Here is a 19,441-nt window from a genome sequence, read left to right as displayed (position 1 = left end):
GTCCTCACACTTCGCGTGTTCACTCCGCGCCTGCTCGCATCGCGAGCCACCCAAGCTTCGAAAGACCTGCACCACCCATGAACCGATGACCATGCTGCTACGCCCGCTCGCTGCCGCCCTGTTGACCGTGCCCACCGCCTTCGCGATGGTGACGCCCTCCGTGGCTATCGCCCAGCAGACCATCGTCATCGACACCAACGCTCCTGCCCACGCCTTCCCGCACTTCTGGGAGCTTGGCTTCGGCTCCGGCCGCGCCGCACTGGCCATGCGCCAGAGCTACCGCGACGACCTCGAGGCCGTACACGCCATCACCGGCTTCCAGTACGTCCGCTTCCACGCCATCCTGCACGATGAACTCGGCGTCTACAACGAAGACGAACACGGCAACCCGATCCACAACTTCACCTACGTGGACCAGGTCTACGACAGCCTGCTGGCGCGCGGCGTCAAGCCCATCGTCGAGATCAGCTTCATGCCCAGGAAGCTCGCCTTCAATCCTGACGCCCTGCATCCCTTCTGGTACAAGCAGAACGTCTCGCCGCCGAAGTCCATGGACAAGTGGGACTCGCTGATCAGCGATTTCACGCAGCATCTCATCGCTCGCTATGGCATCGACGAAGTGAGCACGTGGTACTTCGAGGTGTGGAATGAGCCCAACATCGACTTCTGGAACGGCATCCCGCGCGATGAAAGCTACTACGATCTCTACGCGCACACCGCGCGCGCCATCAAAGGCGTCTCACCGCGCCTGCGCGTAGGCGGGCCCGCAACTGCTGCCGCCGCATGGATACCCGAGTTCCTCGCCTACACGCACGAGCACAACGTCCCCGTCGACTTCGTCTCCACACATGGCTATGACGATGAGCCCGTCGAGCGCCTGCTAGGGAAAGACCAGCCCTTGCGCGACAAAGATATCCGCGAGGAAGACCGCACCTGTGCCGCTGCCGCGCATGTCCAGCAGCAGATCGAGCACTCCGCCACACCCAACCTCCCGCTGTTGTGGACGGAGTGGAACGTCCCCGGCCGCGACGAACTCCGCGACACACCCTACGTCGGCCCCGCACTGGCCGAGGCCATCCGCACCTGTGACGGCCACACCAGGCTGCTGAGCTATTGGACCTTCTCCGATGTCTTCGAAGAAGGTGGCGTGCCGCTCCATCCCTTCGAGGGTCAGTTCGGTCTGCGTGCCACCGGCGGCATCAACAAACCAAGCTTCTACGACTTCGCCCTGCTGCATCAGCTCGGCGATCAGCGTATCGCCAACAAGGCCGATGACGTGATCGTGACGCGCCGCAGCGATGGCTCGCTCGCGATTGCCGTATGGAATCTCAACGAGGTCGGCAAGCCTCCCGCCCCGAAGTCTATTCACCTGCGCTTCACCGGCGTGCAACGCAACGCGGCGGTCGAGATGCAGCTCGTCGACGACACGCACTCCAACACCCAGGCCCTCTATGCTGCAATGGGCAAGCCGCAATATCCCTCGCCAGCGCAGGTTCGCGAGCTCAATGAACACTCGGCGCTTAGCCCGCCCCAGCCGCTGCATCTCGACGGTGACACGCTTACCCTGAACCTTGGCACGAACGCCCTCGTCCTACTCCGTATCGCGCGATGATCGCATCGCCGAACAGACCTCAACACCCTGCTTCACTTTCCTCGCAGGCGCTCGACGCCTGACCACGGCCAAACCGCAAGGACGCAAGACATCATGATTCGCTTCTCGCTCGCCAGCTTCGCATTCGCCGCCACCATGATCGTGCCCTGCGGCGCGCATGCGCAGCAAACGCTCACCATCGACGCCAACGCGCCCACCAAGTCCTTCCCGCACTTCTGGGAGCAGACCTTCGGCTCCGGCCGCGCGGTCCTTTCACTACGTGAGGAGTATCGCAACGACCTGCGCACCGTGCATCAGGCCACCGGCTTCCAGAGCGTGCGCTTCCACGGCATCTTCAATGATGAGGTCGGGCTCTACGATCCTGATCGTCGCATCATCAACTTCGCGCAAACCGCTGGCCAGGAAGGCGAGGCCGTCGGCAAAAACTCCATCTACAACTGGTCCTACATCGATGAAATCTACGACGGACTGCTGGCCAACGGCGTGCGCCCCTTCGTCGAGATGAGCTTCATGCCAAAGAAGATGGCAGCCGACCCAAACATGCTGCACGCCTTCTGGTACAAACCCAACGTCTCGCCGCCCGCCGACTACGCGAAGTGGGATGCGATGATCCAGGCCTTCGCAAAGCATCTCGTCGAACGCTATGGCATCGAGGAAGTCTCAACGTGGAAGTTCGAAGTCTGGAACGAACCCAACCTCGACTTCTGGGGCGGACGTCCAAACCAGCCCACCTACTTCGAGCTCTACGACCACACCGCGCGCGCGATCAAGAGCGTCTCGCCGCGGCTGCAGATCGGCGGCCCCGCCACGGCGCAGGCCGCATGGGTTACGCCATTCCTCGAGCACATCAAGCAGACCGGAGCGCCCGTGGACTTCGTCTCCACGCACGTCTACGCCAACGACAAAGCCGAGGATGTCTTCGGCACGCATGAGGTGATTCCGCGCGATCAGATGGTCTATCGCTCGGTGAAGAAGGTGCATGACGAGATCGCTGCCTCCGCCTTCCCACAGCTGCCGCTCATCTTCTCCGAGTACAACGCCAGCTATGCCAACGAGCCCAACATCACCGATTCGCCCTACATGGCCGCGTGGCTGCCCAACACCATTCGCCAGTGCGACGGCCTGATCTCCAACATGGCGATGTGGGACTTCTCCGACGTCTTCGAGGAGCAGGGCGTCGTGCGCACGCCGTTCTATGGCGGCTTTGGTCTCATGGCCGAACGCGAGATCCCCAAGGCCATCTTCAACACCTACGTCGCGCTGCACACACTGGGCGACCAGCGCATTGCCGTAGACTCCGACTCCGCGCTCGCGACGAAGACCTCCAACGGCCTCGCCATCGCGCTGTGGAACTACGCTCCTCCCACCGGTGAAGGCGCAAACTACACGCCGGAGAACGGCCCCGACGCCAAGCCTGCCGGACCAGCGAAGGAGTTCTCGCTCAAGCTGGAGCACGTCGGCTCGAGCGCCAGCGTCGAGATCCTGCGCGTCGATCCCGACCACGGCAACGTGCTGAAGGCCTTCGACGCGATGGGCCGCCCCGCATGGCCTTCCCGCGAGCAGATCGTGCAGCTGCGCAAGGCAGGAGCCATGGCTGCGGCTGAGCACACGAAGCTGAAGAACGGCGAGCTGCACCTCACCGTCCCCGCGCACGGGATGGCCGTGGTGATCGTCAACAAGTAAACAGACTTTCCCGGGGATGGGCGTGATGCCCATCCCATTTCTTCCTCCAACCTTGCGACGTCACGAGGGAAGACCCAACATTATGCATCGCCGCCAAGCCCTGCAACTGATCGCCGCAGCCGGAGTCGGCTCTGCCCTGCCCTCACCGGCCTTGGGCGCGCGTGCTCCCAGACATGCAGCGCCGCGTCTCTCGCCGCAGGAGGAAGCCTTCCTCGACGACCTCTGTCGGACTGGCAGCCTATTCTTCGTCGAGCAATCCAGCCCCGCCAACGGCCAGGTCCTCGACCGCGCGCTGTGGGCTGCAGACGGCAGGCTCGACAAGCGGCGCATGACCTCCATCGCGGCGACCGGCTTCGGCCTCAGTGCACTCTCCATCGCCGATGCCCGCGGCTACTTTCCGCACGCAAAGATCGTAGAGCAAGTCCGGCGTACACTGCGCTTCCACGCCAACGATCTGCCCCACGTCCATGGCTTCTACTACCACTTCAACGACATCGATACCGGCGCGCGCTGGGCCGATGTCGAGCTCAGCTCCATCGACACCGCACTGCTGCTCTGCGGTGTGCTCACCGCGCGCGCCCACTTCCACAAGGACGCCGAGATCGTCGATCTCGCGACGAAGATCTACAACCGCGTGGACTGGCCGTGGATGCTCAACGGCGGCCAAACCTTCTCCATGGGTTGGAAGCCGGCGAGCGGCGCGAAGCCAGCCGGTTTCCTCGACGCACGCTGGAATCATTACTGCGAGCTGATGATGATCAACCTGCTCGCGCTGGGCTCGCCCACGCACCCGGTCGATCCCGCAACCTGGAGTGCGTGGACCCGCCCGCGCATGCACTTCCAGGACTTCGACTACATCAACTCCAACGACCCCATCTTCATCCACCAGTACAGCCATGCGTGGTTCGACTTCCGCGGCAAGCACGACGCCTTCGCCAACTACTACGCAAACTCCGTCACCGCGACCCACGCGCACAAGGCCTTCTGCCTCGGCCTGGGCAAGCCCTACACCGACGACTACTGGGGCATCAGCGCCTCCGACTACCAGGGCGGCTACAGCGCCTGGGGCGGCCCGGGCTCCCAAAAGCCGAACCCCACGCCGGCGGACATCGCGAAAGGCTTCGGCCCGATCGACGGCTCCGTCGTCCCCAACGCCGCTGCAGGCTCGCTGCCGTTCGTCCCCTCCGACTGCCTGCATGTCCTCCGCGCGCTCAAAGATCAGCACGGCACCAAGGCCTGGGGACGCTACGGCTTCTGCGACGCCTTCCACCCCGCAGCCAACTGGTACGACCCCGACGTCCTCGGTATCGACCAGGGAATCAGCCTCCTGATGGCCGAAAACCTCCGTTCCGGCTTCGTCTGGGAGACCTTCGCCAAGAACCCCGAGGTCGCAGTAGCCTTCCAACGCACAGGCTTCCGGTCGGCATAAATCGGATCGATCGGATCCCTCACACCCCCCATCGATCCCACAATCCACTGATTCAGTTGCGCTTGCCTTCCATCACAGGGAGTCAGCGCCAGGCTGTTCTGTCGTTCTGCTATTCCGCTACTCAGCTGTTCTGCTCCTCAGCTGTTCTGCTGCCCCTCCCCCGCCTGTTATCCTTAGTTACGGGCATGAACCCTCTCCCGCACCCCAGCAATCCAATCCAGCGGTGCAATTTCGAGTGCGCAAAATGCGCCCAACCCTGTTGAGGAACTATGTGCGGAATCGTTGGAATCATCGGGAATAGTCCGGTCAGTCACACCCTGTACGAATCGTTGTCCATGCTGCAGCACCGCGGGCAGGACGCCGCGGGCATCGCCACTTTCTTCGAGGACCGCTTCTACCTGCATAAGGGGAACGGCCTCCTCACGGACGTCTTCGACGCGAATAACATGGCGCGGCTGCTGGGCACCGTCGGCGTAGGCCACGTGCGCTATCCGACAGCCGGCTGCTCGTCGGTCGCCGAGGCGCAGCCCTTCTATGTAAACTCCCCGTACGGCATCGTCTTCGCACACAACGGCAACCTCACCAACGTCGCCGACATCGTCGAGGACCTCTTCGTCACCGACATGCGCCACCTGAACACCACCTCCGACAGCGAGGTGATGCTCAACGTCTTCGCCCACGCCCTGGTGCGGCGTGGCGCGGTGCACCCGAACGAGTACGACATCTTCGCCGCAGTCGAAGAAGTGCATCGCCGATGTCACGGCGGCTACGCTGTGATCGCGATGATCGCAGGCGTGGGCATGGTGGCATTCCGCGACCTCAACGGCATCCGCCCACTCATCTTCGGCACCCGCGTGGATAGCCAGGGCCGTACCGAGTACATGGTCGCCAGCGAAAGCGTGGCCCTGCAGGTGGCCGGCTTCAAGATCGACCACGACCTCGCTCCCGGCGAAACGTTGTTCGTGGCGCTCGATGGCGAAGTGCATCAGCATGCCAGCCTGCTGGCCCGCGATAAGGCTCCCTGCCTCTTCGAGTACGTCTACCTCGCGCGGCCTGACAGCGTGCTCGATGGCGCCAGCGTCTACGAGTGCCGCGTGAACATGGGCACCAAGCTCGCAGCCAAGATCAAACGCGAATGGCCCGACATCGCCATCGATGTTGTGGTTCCCATCCCTTCGACCTCGCGCATCGCCGCGCAGGAGATCGCCACCCGGCTCAACAAGCCCTATCGCGATGCCCTGGTGCGCAATCGCTACGTGGGCCGCACCTTCATCATGCCCGGCCAGGCCCAGCGCAAGGCCTCCATCCGCCGCAAACTCAACCCCATCCCGCAGGTCTTCTACGGCAAGAACGTTCTGCTGGTCGATGACTCGATCGTGCGCGGCAACACCATTCGCGAGATCGTCGCGATGGTCCGCGAGCAAGGCGCGAAGCATGTTTACGTCTGCTCCGCCGCACCTCCGGTGATCTTCCCCAACGTGTATGGCATCGACATGCCCGCGCGTTCGGAGCTCGTAGCCAACGGCAAGACCATGGACGAACTCGCGAAGGACATCGGCGCCGACGAGCTCATCTTTCAGGACCTCGAGGACCTCAAGGAATCGATCACCGAAGCCTGCCCGGCGCTGACCTACTTCGACACCTCCGTCTTCGACGGCAAGTACGTCACCGGCGATGTCACGCAGGAGTACCTGGCAAGACTTGAGAAGCAGCGCAACGACACCGCCAAGGTCTCGCGCGATGTGCAGGACCACATCGAACGCAACCTGACGGCACAGGTGTAGCTCTTTCGCTACAAGGGCCACGAACACTGTTGAGAGAATCGACCTCCTGAGCGAAGCGAGCGACCTGCTTCCGCTCGAACTCGCAACGCAGTACGCGAACCCCTCGAAGATTGGACACGGACCACCCATGCCCGTCGCGATCGCTGAAGCCACTGGCGCCTCCATCGTCCGCATCCTCCCCGGCCCCTCCGCGCTGACGGAGTTCGAGGCCGCGCGCCTGCTAGGACGCCTGCAGAAGATCGATCCCGCCGTCACCGCAGTCGCAGCGCATTATCTCTATCTACTGCAGCTGCCTGAAGACGCGCGCCTGGATGAGACTCGCCTGCACGAGCTGCTCGACCTCGATGCCCTTGAGACGGGTCCTTCACCCGCCCGCGCGGATCTCACCGCCTCGCAGCACGTCTACATCGGCCCGCGCATGGGCACGCAATCGCCCTGGTCGTCGAAGGCCACCGACATCCTGCACAACACGGGCTTCACTGCGGTACAACGCATCGAACGCGGCCGCGTGATCGCGATCTCCGGTGCAACCGACCTGGACGCTCTCACTCCCGCGCTGCATGACCGCATGACCGAGAGCGTCTTCGCCGAGGAAGCTGCGATGCGCACGCTCTTCACGCCACGCGAGCCTGAGCCGTTGACCCACATCGATGTGCTCGCGCACGGCGCAGCGGCCATCGAAGAAGCCGACCGCACGCTCGGCCTCTCACTCGCCGCCGACGAAATCGCTTACCTCGTCGCCGAGTTCACACGCCTCGGCCGCAACCCCACCGACGTCGAGCTCTACATGTTCGCGCAGGCCAACAGCGAACACTGCCGGCACAAGATCTTCAACGCCTCTTGGACTATCGATGGAGAGCGACAGCCGAAGTCCCTCTTCGGCATGATCCGCAACACCTACGAGCAGTCGAGCGAAGGCGTTCTCTCGGCCTATAAGGACAATGCCGCGGTCATCACAGGCTCGCGTGGCGGACGCTTCTTTCCCGATCCTGCAACGCGTGTCTACGCCGCGCACGACGAGCAGATCGACATCCTCTGCAAAGTCGAAACGCACAATCACCCCACTGCGATCTCGCCCTTTCCCGGCGCGGCCACCGGCTCCGGCGGAGAGATCCGCGATGAAGGCGCAACCGGCCGCGGCGCCAAGCCCAAGGCCGGCCTCTCCGGCTTCACCGTCTCCAATCTCAACCTGCCGCAGGGTCCGCAGCCGTGGGAGCGCACGCCATCGCGCCCCGCACACATCGCTTCGCCGCTCGACATCATGATCGAAGGCCCGCTAGGCGCAGCCGCCTTCAACAACGAGTTCGGTCGCCCCAATCTCTGCGGCTACTTCCGCACGTTCGAGCAAGAGCATCACGGCACAGTCTTCGGCTATCACAAGCCCATCATGCTCGCCGGCGGCCTCGGCAATATCCGTACGGAGCACGTAGACAAGGGCGCAATGCAGCCCGGCTACGCGCTCATCGCGCTGGGTGGTCCGGCAATGCTCATCGGCCTCGGCGGCGGCGCAGCTTCCTCCTCGAACACGAGCAACACCGAGCTGGACTTCGCCAGCGTGCAACGTGAGAACCCCGAGATGGAGCGTCGCGCGCAGGAAGTCATCGACGGCTGCTGGCAGCAGGGCGACGCAAATCCGATCGCCTTCATCCACGACGTCGGCGCTGGCGGCCTCTCCAACGCCTTTCCCGAGCTGGTGAAGGATGGTGGCGATGGTAAGCTCGGCGGCACGTTCGATCTCGCCCGCGTCCCGCGCGGCGAAGCCGGCCTGAGCCCGCTCGAGCTGTGGTCCAACGAATCGCAAGAGCGCTATGTCCTCGCCGTCGCTCCCGAGAATCTTGCGGCCTTCGCGGCCCTGTGCGAGCGCGAGCGCTGCCCCTTCGCCATCGTCGGCTACGCCACCAACGAGCCCCGCCTCGTGCTCACCGACAGCGACAGCGCCGCCGCCGCGTCTTCTGAACCCTGGGCCCTGGGCCCTGGACCCTCAGCCCCAACACCCATCGACCTTCCGCTGCAAGTCCTCTTCGGCAAGCCACCCAAGATGGAGCGCAACTTCACCCGCACCAACACCGCGTTCGAGCCGCTCGACCTCTCCGGCATCGAACTCGAGGACGCGATTGCCCGCGTGCTGCAGGTGCCCTCCGTAGCCTCCAAGAGCTTCCTCATCACCATCGGCGACCGCACGGTCGGCGGCCTCACCGTGCAGGACCAGATGGTCGGTCCCTGGCAAGTCCCCGTGGCCGACTGCGCGGTGACCATGACCGCGTTCGGCTCGACCACCGGCGAAGCCATGGCTATCGGCGAGCGCACACCGCTCGCGGTGACCAACGCCGCCGCCAGCGCCCGCATGGCCGTCGGCGAGGTCATCACGAACCTCGCCGGTACTTCCATCGACAAGCTTTCCGACATCAAGCTCAGCGCCAACTGGATGGCCGCCGCCAGCGAGCCTGGCCAGAACCAGGCGCTCTACGATGCCGTGCATGCCGTCGGCATGGAGCTATGCCCCGCGCTCGGCATGACGATCCCCGTCGGCAAGGACTCCATGTCCATGCGCACCACATGGAGCGTGGATGGGGAAAAGAAGAGTGTCGTCGCTCCGCTCTCGCTCATCGTCTCCGGCTTCGCTCCTGTCGCCGATACCCGCCGCACGCTCACGCCGCAGATGCTCGACGACGGCTCTCCACTGCTCCTCATCGATCTCGGCGAAGGCCGCAACCGCCTTGGCGGCAGCGCCCTCGCACAAGCCTTCGACCGCACGGGCGGCGAGACCCCCGACACTCCCGAGCCCGCAAAGCTCAAGGCCTTTTTCGAAATCATCCAGCGCCTCAATCGCGAAGGCGTCCTGCTCGCGTATCACGATCGCAGCGACGGCGGCCTTCTCGTCACGCTACTTGAGATGGCCTTCGCCAGCCAGAGCGGCTTCGAGATCAACATCGGCCGCGACACTCTCGGAGCCCTCTTCTCCGAAGAGCTTGGCGCCGTCATCCAGATCGACCGCGAGCACATCGTGCCCGTCCTAGAGGCCTTCATCGCCGCCGGCATCAGCGCCAGCCTCATCGGTGTCACCGACTGCAACAACACCCTCAGCATCTTCCAGGGCGGCAATCTTCTCTACACATCCGAGCGCACCACGCTGCACAAGCTCTGGGCGTCGACCAGCTTCCACATCCAGAGCCTGCGCGATAACCCCGCCACCGCCGCCGAAGAGTTCGCCCTCCTCGACGATGAGCTTCGACCAGGCCTCTTCATCGATGTCCCCTTCGACATCAACGAGAGCATCGCCGCGCCCTATCTCAACCTCACCAAGCCACGCGTCGCCATCCTGCGCGAACAGGGCGTCAACGGCCAGGTCGAGATGGGCGCCAGCTTCGATCGCGCTGGCTTCGAAGCCGTCGACGTGCACATGAGCGACCTACTCAGTGGGCGCGAAGACCTCGCGAGCTTCCAGGGTCTCGCGGCCTGCGGCGGCTTCAGCTACGGCGACGTGCTCGGCGCAGGCTCCGGTTGGGCACGCACCATCCTTTTCAACCAACAGCTCGCGGAGATGTTCTCCACCTACTTCGCGCGGCCGGACACCTTTTCTCTCGGCGTCTGCAATGGCTGTCAGATGATGGCGCAGCTGCGCGAGATCATTCCCGGCGCGTCGCACTGGCCACTGTTCACACGCAACATCTCCGCACGCTTCGAAGCCCGCCTCTGCATGGCCGAGATCACCGCGACCAACTCGCTCTTCTTCGACGGCATGGTCGGCGGCCGCGCTCCCATCGTCGTCTCGCATGGCGAAGGCTACGCAGCCGCTGCGCCCGATGCGACGATCGCGATCAAGTACATCGACACCTACGGCAACCCCACGCAGCACTATCCGCTAAACCCCAACGGCTCCGCCAACGCAGCCGCAGGCTTCACTTCAACCGATGGCCGCGCGCTCATCCTCATGCCGCACCCCGAACGCATCGCGCAAGGCCTCAACCACTCCTGGACGCGTTCGCTTACCAACAGCCCCTGGCAGCGCATGTTCGATAATGCAAGGAAGTGGGTTGATTGAAGCAGCCGTTAGCCGCTAGTTCTTAGCTCTTAGTCTTGAGGGCGCGTCCTCTACTCACTACTCACTATTCACTACTCACTGTCCTTCATGCCCATCGACTACAAATCCGCAGGCGTTGATATCGAGGCCGGCAACGAGGCCGTCCGCCGCATTCGCTCGCACGCTGCGAGCACGCATTCTCCCGCCGTCCTCACGGGCCTTGGCTCGTTTGGCACCCTCTTCTCGCTCAAGGACGCGCTCGCGCCGTATCGCGATCCCGTAATGGTGCAGAGCACCGATGGCGTCGGCACCAAGACGCTGGTCAGCGTCATGGCAGGCAAGTTCGACGACCTCGGCCGCGACCTTGTAGCCGCCGTCGCCGGCGACATCGCGGTCATGGGCGCCCGCCCGCTCACCTTCCTCGACTACATCGGCGTGCATCACGTGGACCCCATCCAGATTGAGCAGCTCGTCAGCGGCATGGCAGATGCCTGCCGCGAAGCCGGCATCTCGCTCGTCGGCGGCGAGACTGCGGAGATGCCCTCGGTATATTCGAAGGGCGACCTCGATGTGGTCGGCTTCGTCACCGGCATCGTCGAGCGCGATGAAGTCCTCACCGGCGAGACCATCACTGCGGGCGACGTGATCTACGGAGTGCAGAGCTCCGGCCTGCACACCAATGGCTGGTCGTTAGCGCGCAAGTTGCTCTTCGACGTCGCAAAGCATGGCATCCACGATGCCCCGCCGGAACTCGGTGGCCGCACGCTTGCCGAGGTGTTGTTGGCTCCGCATGCAAACTACGTAGCCCCGATTCGCCGCGCTCTCGACGCGAAGATCCCCATCAAAGGCATGGCGCACATCACCGGCGGCGGCCTCGTCGAGAACACGCCGCGCGTTCTTCCTAAAGGCTTAGGAGCTCGCATCGACATCCACACCTGGGAGCCGCAGCCCATCTTCGCGATGATGCAGAAGCTCGGCGAGCTGGACCGCGAGGAGATGCACAAGGTCTTCAACATGGGCATCGGGCTCGCCGTGATCGCGCCCGCAGGCCAGCTTGAGGCGCTGCGCGAGGTTTTCGCTCCGTTCCATGTCTGGAAGATCGGTAAGGTCGAGGCGGGCCTCGATCACACCGCGCTTGAAGGCGAGGCATAGATGTCGACACTAACGCAGGCTGACCTCATCGCCGCGATTCCACAATGCCTGAAGGCCACCAGCCTCGAGCTGGGCAAGAAGTACAACGGCAAGGTGCGCGACACCTTCGACCTCACGCCCGGCGATCCGCATGGACAGCTGCTGCTGATCACCACCGACCGCCAGTCGGGCTTCGACCGCAATCTCGGCGCGATCCCGTACAAGGGCCAGGTGCTCAATCGCACCTCGCTCTGGTGGTTCGAGCAGACGAAGCACATCGCAAAGAACCACGTGATCAGCTCGCCCCATGCGAACGCATTGCTGGCGAAGAAGTGCCGCGTGCTTCCCATTGAGTTTGTCGTGCGTGGCTACCTCACCGGCTCGACCGATACCAGCATCTGGACCAAATACAGCACAGGCGAACGCAGCTTCGGAGACTTGACGCTGCCGGAAGGCATGCGCAAGAACCAGCCGCTGCCGCACGCCATCATCACGCCGACTACCAAGGAAGCCACGCACGACAGGCCCATCACACCCGGAGAAATTCTCGCCGAGAACTGGCTCACGGCGGCGGAATGGGAACACACCTCGAAGACCGCTCTCGAGCTGTTCGCCTTCGGCCAGAAAATCGCCGCCGAGCATGGACTGATCCTCGTCGACACCAAGTACGAGTTCGGCGTTGCGCCCGAAGGAGAGATCCTGCTGATCGACGAAGTGCATACGCCCGATTCCAGCCGCTACTGGATCGCCGAGAGCTATGAGCACCGCGTAGGTGAAGGCCGCGAGCCGGACATGATCGATAAAGAGTTCTTCCGGCTATGGTTTCGCGAACGTTGCGATCCGTACAAAGACGCGGTGTTGCCCACGCCTCCGGATGATCTCATCGCGGAACTCGCGTCACGCTACATCCAGCTCTTCGAACGCATCACGGGCACAAGTTTCGAGCCTGACCTTAGGCCGCTGGAGCCCACGATCCTGGTAGCCCTGAACGGCGCGGCATAACTCTTCGACGGCAATACTTCGAGATCAAAGCAACCGAATCATGAATTTTTCGACATCGAATCAAACGATCCTGATCGTCGGCTCCGGCGCGCGCGAGCACGCCATCGCCGAAGCCCTGGCGCGCTCCGCCTCGCTGCCGAAGTTGATCTGCTTTGGCTCGGCACGCAATCCTGGCATCACACAGTTGTGTTCGGCTTACGCCGTCGGCAGCATGAGTGTTGCCGAGCCGATTGCGACCTTCGCGATGCAGCACGGCGCGACCCTCGCCATCATTGGCCCCGAAGCTCCACTTGCGGTCGGCACAGCGGACGCGTTGTGGGCCGCGGGTGTTCCCACCGTTGGCCCCACGCAGTCGCTCGCCCGCATCGAGAGCTCTAAGTCGTTTACCCGCGACCTGCTCGCGAAGTACGACATCCCCGGGAACCCATTCTTCCGCCGCTTCGAAGCGTTGGCAGATGAAGCCGAGTTGATCGCACTGCTGCAGCAGTACGAACGCCGCCACGTCATCAAAGACGACGGCCTCGCCGGTGGCAAGGGCGTCAAGGTATGCGGCGATCATCTGCACACCCTCGACGACTCCCTCGCCTTCTCCCGCGAGCTGGCAGCCCTTGGCCATCCCTTCGTCATTGAAGAGAAGCTCGAAGGCGAGGAGTTTTCGCTCATCAGCTTCTGCGACGGCCGCACCCTTGCGCACATGCCTGCGGTGCAGGACCACAAGCGCGCCTTCGAGGACGACAAGGGCCCAAACACCGGCGGTATGGGCACCTACAGCGATGCCGATGGTTCGCTGCCCTTTCTCACACCGGCTGACATCGCCGCGGCGCAACGCATCAACGAGCAGGTCGCCGCGGCCCTTGCCGACGAATGCGGCGCGCCGTACCAGGGCATCCTCTACGGCGGCTTCATGGCGACCCGCGATGGCGTGCGCCTGATCGAGTACAACGCCCGCTTCGGCGACCCTGAGTGCCTGAACCTGCTCACCCTGCTTACCAGCGACTTTGCGGAGATCTGCAGGGGCATCGTCGAGCAGACGCTTGCCGGCGTTCCGGTCACGTTCGCTCCCCTCGCCAGCGTGTGCAAGTACGTCGTGCCCGAAGGCTATCCCGACGCTCCACGCAAGGGCGACCAGGTCCGGTTGCCCGAGGAGATCCCCATCAGCGCGCGGCTCTATCTTGGCGCGGTCGACGAAGTGGACGGCGTCCTCGTCAGCACTGGCTCGCGCACCGTCGCGGTGGTCGCCACGGCCGCCACGCTCGCGGCCGCGGAGCTCGTAGCCGAGCAGGTCATCGCAACGATCCCCGGGCCGTTCTTCCATCGGGCGGATATCGGCACCGCGAGGCTCCTCGAAAAGCGCCTGGAACACATGCGCGCCATCCGTCCCTGACGGCTCTCAACAGTTCGCAGCACTGGCCGATAGAAAGCAGGCGCAAGGACGTTGGGTGCGCGTGCGCCGGAACGGCGAAAGGGAACGACGCATGTCCGTAGTCATGTTCAATACGCAGAACTCCCAGCAGATCGGCCTCATTCCGCGAGCCGAGCGCGTCGCTCTCAGAATGCCCATCGTCTTCCTGTCATCCGAAGGCCGGGTGGCGGGCCACTCCGCGGACGTGAGCATCTCGGGGCTCCTCGGCACCTTCCAGCAGCCCCTCGATGTGTGGCTCACCGGACAGCTCTCCATCGTGACTCCGCAGGGCCGCAGCATTCTGATCCGCAGTCGCATCGTGCGCGTCGATGGCTACAGGGCAGCGCTATCGTTCGCGACGCTCTCCGCCCACGAGCGCGCCACGCTTCTGGTCGCTATCGAAGCCGCCGGCGGCTCGGATCAGCTCGTTCTCCCCGGGATGGACCGTGGTCCCCGGTGGACCGGAGATGCCCCGCTGCAACAGGATGAGTACCACCCTCCGATGGCCGTCGGTCTGTAGGAAATCTCTGCAGCAAATCGTCCCTTCACTCCCTACAATGAAGCAGTGAACACGCCGCAAAAGCCGCTGGTCGGCATCATCATGGGCTCCAGGAGCGACTGGCCCACCATGGAGCACGCGTCGAAGCTGTTGGACGAGCTGGACGTGGCGCATGAGGCCGAGGTGGTCTCCGCGCATCGCACCCCCGATAAGATGTTTCGCTACGCCGAGGCCGCGCAGAGCCGCGGCCTGAAGGTCATCATCGCCGGCGCGGGCGGAGCAGCTCATCTGCCGGGCATGGTTGCCGCCAAGACCGCGCTGCCAGTGCTGGGTGTGCCGGTAAAATCGCGCACGCTCAACGGCCTCGATTCGCTGCTCTCCATCGTGCAGATGCCCGGCGGCATCCCTGTCGCGACCTTTGCCATCGGAGAGGCTGGAGCGAAGAATGCGGCACTCTTCGCGGCTGCGATCCTCGCGCTCGAAGATGCGACGCTGGCCACGAAGCTGGCGAAGTTCAGGGCGGATCAGACCGACTCGGTGCTCGAACATCCCGACCCTCGCGTCGCTATGGACCTTCCCGTGGGGAGCGCCAAGGCCTGATGAGCAGCCGTCCTCGCGTTGGAATTCTTGGAGCCGGGCAGCTTGCGCTGATGCTCGCCGAAGCCGCAAAACCCCTCGGCATCGACATCCTCTGTGCAGGCCAGCCCAACGACTGCGCCTCACAGATCGCCCCCGTGCTCAAGGTCGACCTGGAAGACAGCGCGGAAGTTCGTGCCTTCGCCGACAAGGTCGACGTGCTCACGCTGGAGAGCGAGAACGTCGACGCGGCCATCCTCGAAGACCTGCGCAATCTCGCTCCCAATGTACGCGCCGTCCGCATTGCGCAGGACCGCCTCTACGAGAAGGACTTCCTCCGCTCCCAGGGCATCGACACCGCCCCGTATGCTGCCGTCTCCAGCCTGCGCGACCTGCGCACGGCACTCGAGTGGATCGGCGCGCCCAGCATCCTCAAAACCCGCCGTCTCGGCTACGACGGCCGAGGCCAGGTCCGCATTCACCATCCCGACGAGGCAGCCGCCGCGTGGGCGCACACCGGAGGCGCGCCCTGCATCCTCGAAGGCATGGTCGCCTTCGATCGCGAGCTCTCGCTGATTGCCGCCCGCAGCGTCACCAGCGAGATCGCCTTCTACCCGCTCATCCACAACGAGCATCGCGAAGGCATTCTGCGCGTGTCTGTAGCGCCGTGGCTGGACGTCGGCCTCCAGGCGCTCGCGGAAGCCCATTTGAGCAAGCTCCTCACCGCGCTCCAGTACGTCGGCGTGCTCACCGTGGAGTTCTTCGCCGCGGGCCGCGCCCTCATCGCCAACGAGATGGCGCCGCGCGTGCACAACTCCGGGCATTGGACCATCGAGGGCTCCGAGACCTCGCAGTTCGCCAACCACCTGCGCGCCATCGTCGGCCCGGAGGCAGGCTTCGCGCTCGGCGCCACAACGAGCCGCCCCACGGTGATGCTGAACTGCATCGGCGCCATGCCTCCCCTCGAAGAGACCGCCAGGTTTCCCGAGCTCTTCCGGCACGACTACGGCAAGGCCGCCCGCCCCGGCCGCAAAGTAGGCCACCTCACCTGCTTCGCCGAGTACGCAGAGACCATCGCCGAGTGGGAACGCCGCCTGAACCACGGCGAGACCTTCGTCTAGAGCATTTCTCCTGTTGCTAGCTATCCCGGGAGTGGCGTGCAGTGGCGTTTTCATTGGGGAAAACGCCCATCAAGTTCGAGCCTCCAGCTACACCCGCAGGAGAAAGGCTCTAGCACCGTATTTCCTGGATTGCGCGCACGAACGGCAAACGCAACGGCCACAGAGTACGCAAAGCTACGCCACGGATCTCGCTGCGCACCTTTGCGTACTCCGCGTCCTTAGCGTTTGCCGTTTCCTAGCGTCTTCACCGCGAGTGTCCCTTCGCAGCAGCCTTCTTGCGGCCTTCTGCAACAAGCCTCTTCTGCTGCGTCGCAGACAGCATCAGCACATCGCGTGTGCGCTTCGTCAGCTTGGCGTGGACGATGCCATGCGCGTTGGTGAACTCCGCCTGCCACTCGCTCGATCGCAGCAGCTCCCAGCGCTCCGCCGCTACCCAGTGCGCTCGTGCAAGGTACGGCGCGGGACAGAAGCCTTCTATCTCGACCAGCTCCGCGAATCGCTCCGGCCCGGCCGCAAAGCTGATCGCTCCATGAGCGTCGGCACTCAGGTTGATCAGCGCGAACATCTTCCCGCCAATCGCCTTATCGCCCACCCAGAAGACCAGGTTGTCGCCCCACTGCATCGTCTCGGCGACGTGCGGCAGCTTCAGCAGCATCGCGCGTGCGCGTTCCACATCCATGGCAAAAGTATGGGAAAAGCAATCGCAAGTGGCAAGTGCGAAGTAGAAAGCGACAAGACCCACTTGGCCCTCGTCCCTTGACCCTCATCACTTGTCCCTGGCTCTTACGGCCGCTCCAGACTCACCGGCCCGCGGGCCCTGTAGACCTCGACCTCTTCGCCCAGCTGCGTCATCACGATCTCGCCCGACTCGACCATGTCCTGCGCGGCCTCGCGGACGTACGGCATCAGGGGCTCCCAGTCGCCGCGTTTGCTCGAGCCTGCGGCGGCGCGGGCAGCGTCTCGCGGGCAGATTCCGTCTTCGTCACCCCGCGCGCCGAGTAGCGTGCGTATGGTTTCCTTCAGTTGCTGACCGCTGTCACTCACGTTGGTTCGGGACCTCCGGCAGACGTGCCGTCGCGGGTTCTCTATACTTTGGAGGGAACCATGTCCGAGAACCCAGCCACAATCCCACATTCGTCTACCCCATTCCCCTTCGCTCCGGTCGCCGACCAGCTCGACCTGATCACCAAGGGCGCGGCCGAACTCATCCCTGCCGCCGATTCCGGTGCTCCCGACGCTCTTCCCTCCAGGCTCGAAGCCTCGCGCAAGACCGGTGTGCCCCTCCGCATCAAGGCTGGCTTCGACCCCACCGCGCCCGACCTGCACCTGGGCCATACCGTGCTGATGCGCAAGCTGCGCCACTTCCAGCAGCTCGGCCACACGGTCATCTTCCTCATCGGCGACGCAACCGCCCTCATCGGCGACCCCACCGGCAAGGACGTCACCCGCAAGCCGCTGACCCGCGAAGAGATCCTGCAGAACGCCGCCACCTACCAGCAGCAGGTCTTCAAGATCCTGGACAGAGACAAGACCGAGGTCCGCTGGAACTCCGAGTGGCTGGACAAGCTCGGCTTCGAAGGCATGATCCGCCTCGCCGCCAAGGCCACCGTCTCGCAGATGCTGGAGCGCGAGCACTTCCACAAGCGCTTCCAGGCCGAGCAGCCCATCAGCGTCCACGAGCTGCTCTACCCCATGGTCCAGGGCTACGACTCGGTGATGCTGAAATGCGACGTCGAACTCGGCGGCACCGACCAGAAGTTCAACCTCATGCGCGGCCGCGACCTCCAGCGCGACGCCGGCCAGAAGCCCCAGATCGTCCTCATGACGCCCATCCTCGAAGGTCTGGACGGCGTGCAGAAGATGTCCAAGTCGCTCGGCAACGCCATCGGCATCAACGAGCCCGCCAGCGAGATGTACGGCAAGCTCATGAGCATCAACGACGAGCTGATGTGGAAGTACTGGGTCTTCCTCACGGACCTCAAGCAATCCGAGATCGACGCCATGCAGGCCGAGGTAGCCAGCGGCGCCCTGCACCCCATGCAGGCCAAGAAGAACCTCGCCTACGCGATCACGAAAGACTTCCACTCGGCCGCAGAGGCCGATGCCGCCGCCGAAGGCTGGACGATGATGTTCCAGCAGAAGGGCGTAAGCGAGGATGTACCGGAAGTCAGCATCGGAAGACATCATGCTCGATCCAACTTCACGACGGACGGAATCAACACCATGCCCGTCGATCAGCAACCGTTCCACCTACCGACGCTGCTGGTTCTGGCTGGACTAGCCAGCTCGAAGGGCGAAGCTCAACGGAAGCTCAAAGAAAACGCCGTGAGCGTGAATGGCGAGAAAACCTCCGCCACGACTGCCACACAAGAGACTCTAGGCGAAGCCCCCAACCTCCGCCTCGGCAAGCGCAGCGTAAGAGTGCGCTGGGAGTAGGCAACATCTCCTTCGTGCTCTCGCAGCGGCTTTGGCTTCGGGCTGCGGCGGCCGCTTTGGCTTTGTCAGGGCGGGGCTTCAGCCCCGCCATTGGGGACGCCCTATAAAAGGGGCTTTAGCCCCTGAGGTTCCGGGGCCAGCTCCAACGTGCAGCTGGCTCCATCGAAGCGCCGCTTGCCTTCTCCCAGGCTCGCTGCATTCTTGCGGATGTATTCAATGTGGGCCACGTAATCCTCATGGTCTCGGATGCGATGGTCGGAAAACCCCGGCTGCCAGATATCGCCCTTCCACTCAAAGGCTCGCTTCGCGTTGAACGAGAAGCCTCCCTTGATGAGTTGAACGACCCGCTCCAGCGCGACGTGAGGACTCAGGAGGAGATGCGCATGATCGGGCATGATCACGAAGTCATGTAGATCGAACTCCACCCGATGGCGCTCAATCTGGTTGAGTAGAAGAATCGCCCAGCGCTCGTGACGAAAGAAGCATTGCCGCTGAGCCGTCACGAAGGTCACAAAGTACGTTGGCTCGGCTTGCCGAAACGGTTCTCTGCGCGGCGGCATGCGGTTCCTCAGGGGCTAAAGCCCCTCTCATCTTAGGGCTGTTCAGTCTCATGACATGCTTTAAGGGTTGTTATCAGGACATCCTTTACAGGTCGAGTTTGATCTGGGGGTGTTGGGATGCCGTGGAGGCAAGTTGGGGTGCTGGAGCAGCGTGCGGAGTTTGTGATTCGGTTTAAGGGTGGAGA

Annotated in this window: 15 protein-coding genes; 12 read left to right on the top strand and 3 right to left on the bottom strand. The window is 63.7% G+C overall.

Going from position 1 to position 19,441, the window contains the following annotated elements; genetic code table 11:
- Positions 1–91 precede the first annotated feature (91 nt).
- The 11 genes from AC5E6W_RS17095 to AC5E6W_RS17045 all read left to right on the top strand — a co-directional run bounded on the left by AC5E6W_RS17095 (position 92) and on the right by AC5E6W_RS17045 (position 16,260).
- Complete coding sequence (locus AC5E6W_RS17095; protein WP_491753539.1) at positions 92–1,612, top strand: GH39 family glycosyl hydrolase; 1,521 nt, start codon at positions 92–94, stop codon at positions 1,610–1,612.
- Between the two features lie 93 nt (positions 1,613–1,705).
- Positions 1,706–3,295, top strand: coding sequence for a GH39 family glycosyl hydrolase (locus AC5E6W_RS17090; RefSeq protein WP_491753538.1), 1,590 nt, complete (start codon positions 1,706–1,708; stop codon positions 3,293–3,295).
- Positions 3,296–3,377: 82 nt separating this feature from the next.
- Positions 3,378–4,724 carry a glucoamylase family protein gene (locus tag AC5E6W_RS17085; protein ID WP_491753537.1) on the top strand — a complete coding sequence of 449 codons (1,347 nt, stop codon included), beginning with the start codon at positions 3,378–3,380 and terminating at the stop codon, positions 4,722–4,724.
- Between the two features lie 269 nt (positions 4,725–4,993).
- The gene (gene purF, locus AC5E6W_RS17080; RefSeq protein WP_491753536.1) at positions 4,994–6,508 is read left to right on the top strand and encodes an amidophosphoribosyltransferase; all 1,515 of its coding nucleotides are present in this window, start codon (positions 4,994–4,996) and stop codon (positions 6,506–6,508) included.
- Positions 6,509–6,635: 127 nt separating this feature from the next.
- Positions 6,636–10,550, top strand: a complete 3,915-nt coding sequence (gene purL, locus AC5E6W_RS17075; RefSeq protein WP_491753535.1) for a phosphoribosylformylglycinamidine synthase — start codon at positions 6,636–6,638, stop codon at positions 10,548–10,550.
- 87 nt (positions 10,551–10,637) lie between these two features.
- Complete coding sequence (purM, locus tag AC5E6W_RS17070) at positions 10,638–11,681, top strand: phosphoribosylformylglycinamidine cyclo-ligase (RefSeq protein WP_491753534.1); 1,044 nt, start codon at positions 10,638–10,640, stop codon at positions 11,679–11,681.
- Positions 11,682–12,662: a phosphoribosylaminoimidazolesuccinocarboxamide synthase gene (locus AC5E6W_RS17065; RefSeq protein ID WP_491753533.1), complete on the top strand. Its 981-nt coding sequence runs from the start codon at positions 11,682–11,684 to the stop codon at positions 12,660–12,662.
- 40 nt (positions 12,663–12,702) lie between these two features.
- Positions 12,703–14,046 carry a phosphoribosylamine--glycine ligase gene (purD, locus tag AC5E6W_RS17060; protein ID WP_491753532.1) on the top strand — a complete coding sequence of 448 codons (1,344 nt, stop codon included), beginning with the start codon at positions 12,703–12,705 and terminating at the stop codon, positions 14,044–14,046.
- A 91-nt stretch (positions 14,047–14,137) separates the two neighbouring features.
- Positions 14,138–14,584, top strand: coding sequence for a PilZ domain-containing protein (locus AC5E6W_RS17055; protein WP_491753531.1), 447 nt, complete (start codon positions 14,138–14,140; stop codon positions 14,582–14,584).
- Positions 14,585–14,629: 45 nt separating this feature from the next.
- Positions 14,630–15,163, top strand: coding sequence for a 5-(carboxyamino)imidazole ribonucleotide mutase (gene purE, locus AC5E6W_RS17050; protein ID WP_491753530.1), 534 nt, complete (start codon positions 14,630–14,632; stop codon positions 15,161–15,163).
- A complete protein-coding gene (locus AC5E6W_RS17045; RefSeq protein ID WP_491753529.1) occupies positions 15,163–16,260 on the top strand; it encodes a 5-(carboxyamino)imidazole ribonucleotide synthase in 1,098 nt (365 codons plus the stop codon). Before purE ends, AC5E6W_RS17045 begins: the two co-directional genes overlap by 1 nt.
- 244 nt (positions 16,261–16,504) lie before the next feature.
- On the opposite strand, the gene AC5E6W_RS17040 is transcribed toward AC5E6W_RS17045, so the two are convergent.
- Positions 16,505–16,915 carry an MmcQ/YjbR family DNA-binding protein gene (locus AC5E6W_RS17040; protein ID WP_491753528.1) on the bottom strand — a complete coding sequence of 137 codons (411 nt, stop codon included), beginning with the start codon at positions 16,913–16,915 and terminating at the stop codon, positions 16,505–16,507.
- A 128-nt stretch (positions 16,916–17,043) separates the two neighbouring features.
- Positions 17,044–17,304 (bottom strand): DUF3253 domain-containing protein, encoded by a 261-nt coding sequence (locus AC5E6W_RS17035; protein ID WP_491753527.1) that lies wholly within the window; start codon positions 17,302–17,304, stop codon positions 17,044–17,046.
- Between the two features lie 60 nt (positions 17,305–17,364).
- Here AC5E6W_RS17035 and tyrS point away from each other — a divergent pair, with 60 nt between their 5' ends.
- The gene (tyrS, locus tag AC5E6W_RS17030; RefSeq protein WP_491753526.1) at positions 17,365–18,696 is read left to right on the top strand and encodes a tyrosine--tRNA ligase; all 1,332 of its coding nucleotides are present in this window, start codon (positions 17,365–17,367) and stop codon (positions 18,694–18,696) included.
- Between the two features lie 101 nt (positions 18,697–18,797).
- Here the strand turns inward: tyrS and AC5E6W_RS17025 are convergent, their stop codons facing one another.
- Positions 18,798–19,256 (bottom strand): REP-associated tyrosine transposase, encoded by a 459-nt coding sequence (locus AC5E6W_RS17025; RefSeq protein ID WP_491753525.1) that lies wholly within the window; start codon positions 19,254–19,256, stop codon positions 18,798–18,800.
- Positions 19,257–19,441: the final 185 nt, after the last annotated feature.

The sequence above is a fragment of the Bryocella sp. genome (genome assembly GCF_058498515.1).
This window is presented reverse-complemented; position numbering and strand designations above follow the sequence as displayed.